The sequence below is a fragment of the Limosilactobacillus kribbianus genome, from assembly GCF_026413145.1.
GTDB classification, from domain to species: domain Bacteria; phylum Bacillota; class Bacilli; order Lactobacillales; family Lactobacillaceae; genus Limosilactobacillus; species Limosilactobacillus kribbianus.
In genome coordinates this window covers 1-4870 of record NZ_JAOVYZ010000077.1, presented here as the reverse complement: position 1 = coordinate 4870, position 4870 = coordinate 1, and the positions used below count along the sequence as shown (strand labels likewise).

Genomic DNA, 4870 nt, shown 5'->3' with positions numbered 1-4870 from the left:
ATGATAAAATAGTGGTGCTCATCAAGGTCCTTCTTTCTAATGGATTGTACGGTAACACCATTAAAGACCTTGATGGGTTTTTCTGTCCACTTAAATGTTCAACTTAAATTTTACAATCTGCCTAATTGTTTTCTTAAATCTCCATTCAAGCGGTTCACAAAGCCCTTCAAGCTTGCTAAACTCAACTATTGGTAAAAATAAGAAATAAAGGAGAATTACGATTGTCTACACTAATTGATTTCATCCTCCACATTGACGTTCACCTTATCCAGATCGTCAATCAATTTGGCAACAGTACCTATTTCATCCTACTGGCGATTGTCTTTATTGAAACCGGGGCCGTTATCATGCCCTTCCTTCCTGGAGATTCCCTTCTCTTTGCCGCTAGCGCTCTAGCAGCTGATCCACGTTACCATCTCAATATCTGGCTATTTGTTTTTGCTTTCCTCTTTGCCTGCCTTGCCGGCGACTCAACCAATTTTATGATCGGTCACCGGATCGGGAAGAGTCTTTCCAACCATTCTCTTTTTGGAAAACTCATCAATAAGGAAAGCCTTGCCCGTGCAGAACTCTTCTTTGAAAGCCACGGGGCGCCGGCAATTATTCTTGCCCGCTATATGCCGATCATTCGAACCTTTGCTCCCTTTGCAGCAGCCGGTTCCGGTTTCCCCTACCAACGCTTTATTCGCTATAGTATTATCGGCTGTGTTTCCTGGGTAGCCCTTTGTTGCGGTTGTGGTTACTTCTTTGGCAACCTCCCCTTTGTCCAGGCCCACTTCTCAGTAATCATTCTGGGAATCGTCGTAGTTACCTTAATTCCAGCTATCGTCAGTTTCCTGCGTTCCAAATTTAAGAAAGCCTGATTGCCAGCGTAGCCAGCAATAGAACAAACTACCGAATAACAAACAGATCCCCACAAAAATTACAAATAACTTCCCAAAAAAACCAAATGGCAGCATCAAGATGATTGGTGCACTCCGCGCATTGAAAATCCAGTTTCGATCGGTAAAAAGCAGGTAGTGCAGCCGAATAAAGTTTGTCGGGAAATTGATTAACGGAAGCCAAGCAACCATCAAGATTACAAATCCCAGCACCATCAGCGGCGCGATCAACTGCCAGAGTTGACCGTGCCGTTTTTGTTTGCTTATCAACAACCATGCTAGCAAAATATTAAGCAGCATCAAGGATTCGTTCAACAACATCAGGTGGCGCACCGCTCGAAAGTGAGCCCGCGCCCCTGTCGACAGCGGCAGGGCGGCAAAGTGAAGACGTCTTATCCAGGGAATCTGAAGATAGGCCAGGAGCTGCCGGTAATCTCCAGCCAACTGGCTGTGACTCCAGCGGACCAACAATTGGTGCGAATAGGGAACTAAGAGCGGGGAAAGATTAACAGTAATAAAAAGAGCAGTACTGACGATTGCCAGTCCGCAGACCAGTACCACCACGTACGCTCTGATTTGGTTAATTAACTTGCCATTCATCAAGGCTCTGCACCGTATGAGTCGGCTGAATTGGCATCTTGGCAACCTGGGCCGGTGTTGACAAACCAGTGTAGACTAGGAGACTATCCATCCCCGTGTTAATTGCCGCCTGAATATCGGTCCGGTAGTTGTCACCAACCATCATGACTTCTTCTTTGTTCAGGTGGACCCGCGCTAAAGCCATCTTCATAATTAACGATTCTGGTTTGCCGATCATTATCGGCTTTTGCTGCGTTGCATACTCAACCAGTTTTACCAATGAACCGGCACCGGGAGTCATCCCCCGCTCGTTCGGCAAGTTGCTATCAGCATTTGTGCCAATGAAAGTTGCTCCGGCACGAATCAAGAGGACCGCGGTTTCTAGTTTGGCATAGGTAACCGCCGTATCCAGTCCCACCACTACATAGTCCGGCTGCTGATCTGTTTCAACAAAACGGCGCTCGTGTAGGGCCGTTTTTAGCCCACTTTCTCCCACCACGTAGACGCGGCGCCGATCGCCGGCAACGTGGTCGAGGTAGTCTGCCGTCGCCAGGGCCGTTGTGTAGACGTTCGCCGCCGTCACATTGATCTGATGGTTCTCCCGCAAGTTATTAGCCACAAATTCTGGGGTCCGCGTGCTGTTATTGGTGACAAAGAGGACCTCTTTTTTTGCTTCCTGAAGGCGTTTGATAAACCGGGCCGCGGCGGGAATCCGCTCCTTCCCCTTATAGGTTGTCCCGTCTAAGTCGATAAAGTATCCTCGATAATCTTTCATTGCTTCTTTGCCTTTCCTTCCGGTTTCCGTTTATGAATTACGAATTTCTGCTGGTGATGACCAGACTTAACCCGTTCCGCTCGTTGATGACGACGGTGCCGAACATCCGGCTGGCGCAGTTTTTTCCGTCGCTCTTTGATTACCGGACTCGAACGACGACGGCGCCGGTGCCGAGGCGTCCAGACGTCTTCATTATGAATAATGAAGTAGGCACAACCGAAGTTACAGTCCTCGTATAAGTAGTCCTCAATTGTCTTGATCCCCTGCTCCGGATTAAAAAGCGGGTTATCTGGCGCGTAAAAGCCCTTCAAACGCAATTGGTCGTAACCCCAGTCACCGACAATGTAATCATACTTACTAAGAATGTTGCTATAGCGCTTCGCCAATGCATCCCCGTCAAAGCCGTCCCGGTATTCGTCCACCAATTCATACTGGTGGCCGTTCAGGGTAAAGTGGGTCGCGTCACGTGCTTCAAAGTGGTAAAGATCGGCCCGTTGCTCCTCTCTTTGGTCAATATAATCCTGGATCTTGGCCCGATTCATTTTCATCCCCCTTTAGCGATTTTCTTAAATCATATCATAATTCTAGTGCCGCTTGGCAAAATCGACGGCCTTCTTTTCAACCATCTCCTCAACCTCGTGGAAGTTAACCGGGGCTCCAAACGCCGGCTTGGCGCTTAAGTAGTCAAGCTCCGGACTATCAATTCCAACGTTGATATTTTCCTTGACTGGCACTGCATAGTGATGAATGTGGCCATGGAGATTGATGATCTGCGGGGCAATCCCCAGCATCAGCGGGTAGTGGGTCAGGTAGTACTGTCGATGATCATACTTCATCAGCACACCCACGTCGTGAAACTCAAACTTTGGTCGTCCATTGAACTCGTAGTTATGAGCTGCCAGATACTTGAAGAGCGCTCGACTATCATGATTGCCCTTCACCAGGACAAGGTGACCATGGAGTTGATTCAGCACTTCTAAAACGGCTTCGTCGGACTTCCGGGCTGGCTTCGTAAAGTAGAGGGCAATGTCCCCCAGGTGATAAACCAAGTCGTCCTCACCGACCTTGGCATTCCAGTTATCAATGATTGTCTGGTTCATCGTTGCCACGTCCGGAAATGGCCGGGGCGCAAAGTCGTCAATCCCCAGCAGATCGCTGTGGAAGAAATGAGTGTCGGCTGTCACAAATTGCATTGCAAACCCTCCTTTAAAATTTGATGATACAAAATAACCCAAGACTAGCGCGGGCCAATCTTAGGTTATTTTTTAGTCTGCTAAAATCAATTACTTGCTAGCTTGTTGCTTCTTCAACCGTTCGATGTCCCGAACGATCATCAGTTCCTCGTTAGTTGGGATCAAGAGGGTCTTGATCTTGGCATCTGGAGCGGACAGGTCACGTTTAACACCGTGGCACTTATTCTTTTCCTGGTCAATCTTGATGCCGAAGTAGCCCAGTTTGTCGGTAATCATCTTCCGAACCGGGATACTGTTTTCACCCACACCAGCAGTGAAGACGATTGCATCGGCACCGCCCATTTCAGCAATGTAGGCACCAATGTAGCGGACGATCCGGTTGACGTATATGTCAAGAGCCAATTGAGCCTGGTCATTGCCCTTGGCGGCAGCATCTAAGATATCCCGCATGTCTGGTGAAAGCTGGGAAATACCCAGCAGACCGGACTTGTGGTTCAAAATATCAATCATTTCCTCGGAGGAGACGCCCAGCTTTTCTTGAACGAAGGCGACCAGGGATGGGTCGACATCCCCAGAACGAGTTGCCATCGTGATCCCGGCCAGCGGAGAGAAGCCCATTGAAGTATCGTAGGACTTGCCATCCTTAACGGCCGTAATGGAAGCACCGGCCCCAATATGAAGGGTGATCAACTTCAGATCCTTCAGCGGCTTGCCCAGCATCTCGGCGGCCTGGCCGGCAACATAGCGGTGACTCGTCCCGTGAGCGCCATACTTCCGGGCACCGTACTTTTGGTACCATTCGTAAGGCACACTGTAGAGGGCGTTCATTTTTGGCATGTCCACGTGGAATGAGGTGTCAAAGACAGCAACCGCAAAGGCGTTTGGCAGCACCTTGCGGAAGGCCTTGATCCCGATCAATTCGGCTGGGTTGTGCAGTGGTGCATATTCGGCTAATTGGTCAATCTTGGCGATGACATCATCATCAATGACGGTTGAATCCTTGAAGAATTCACCACCAGCAACGATCCGGTGACCAACAGCGGTAATTTCATCGTAGTTGTCGACGATGTCTAGATCAATCAGTTGGTCCAACAGGTACTGAACGGCTGCCCCATGATCAGCAAACGGCTTTTCTTCTTCGTGCTTCTGGCCGTCGCCGTACTTAATCTTGGCGTGACCCATCTTTTCGCCGATTCGTTCAATCGTCCCCTCAGCAACGACATCCTCGCTTGGCATATCGAATAACTTAAACTTCAGCGTTGAACTACCGGCATTAACGGCAATAGTTTTTGACATTATTGACTGTCTCCTTTTATTGATTCCCGAAATGTCAAATTAAGTTAGAAAAAAGCTAGTTGCTCATCGGTGACGTGCTTCATGAATACTTCAAGTGGTGTGCGGTAGTTCAATGACTTGCGAGGAATGTTATTCCGACGATGCAT

The 4870-nt window shown here is 48.7% G+C and carries 6 protein-coding genes and 1 pseudogene; 1 reads left to right on the top strand and 6 read right to left on the bottom strand.

The features are described 5' to 3' along the window. Window positions 1–221 precede the first annotated feature (221 nt). Entirely contained in the window at window positions 222–863 is a 642-nt protein-coding gene (locus OCT58_RS09915; protein ID WP_267202674.1) for a VTT domain-containing protein, read from the top strand. Here OCT58_RS09915 and OCT58_RS09910 read toward each other — a convergent pair. From OCT58_RS09910 to OCT58_RS09885, 6 genes and pseudogenes are all read right to left on the bottom strand, one after another. Further along, a complete protein-coding gene (locus OCT58_RS09910) occupies window positions 813–1481 on the bottom strand; it encodes a TIGR01906 family membrane protein (RefSeq protein ID WP_267202673.1) in 669 nt (222 codons plus the stop codon). The genes OCT58_RS09915 and OCT58_RS09910 overlap by 51 nt on opposite strands. Beyond that, window positions 1462–2235 (bottom strand): TIGR01457 family HAD-type hydrolase, encoded by a 774-nt coding sequence (locus OCT58_RS09905; protein WP_267202672.1) that lies wholly within the window; start codon window positions 2233–2235, stop codon window positions 1462–1464. The genes OCT58_RS09910 and OCT58_RS09905 overlap by 20 nt, the downstream gene beginning before the upstream one ends. Continuing rightward, the gene (locus OCT58_RS09900) at window positions 2232–2777 is read right to left on the bottom strand and encodes a YutD family protein (protein ID WP_267202675.1); all 546 of its coding nucleotides are present in this window, start codon (window positions 2775–2777) and stop codon (window positions 2232–2234) included. Before OCT58_RS09900 ends, OCT58_RS09905 begins: the two co-directional genes overlap by 4 nt. Window positions 2778–2819: 42 nt before the next feature. Continuing rightward, window positions 2820–3428, bottom strand: coding sequence for a metallophosphoesterase family protein (locus tag OCT58_RS09895; protein WP_267202671.1), 609 nt, complete (start codon window positions 3426–3428; stop codon window positions 2820–2822). Window positions 3429–3518: 90 nt separating this feature from the next. Further along, window positions 3519–4724, bottom strand: a complete 1206-nt coding sequence (locus OCT58_RS09890) for an acetate/propionate family kinase (protein ID WP_267202670.1) — start codon at window positions 4722–4724, stop codon at window positions 3519–3521. Window positions 4725–4768: 44 nt separating this feature from the next. After that, a pseudogene (locus OCT58_RS09885) lies at window positions 4769–4870 on the bottom strand (IS30 family transposase); the annotation flags it as partial.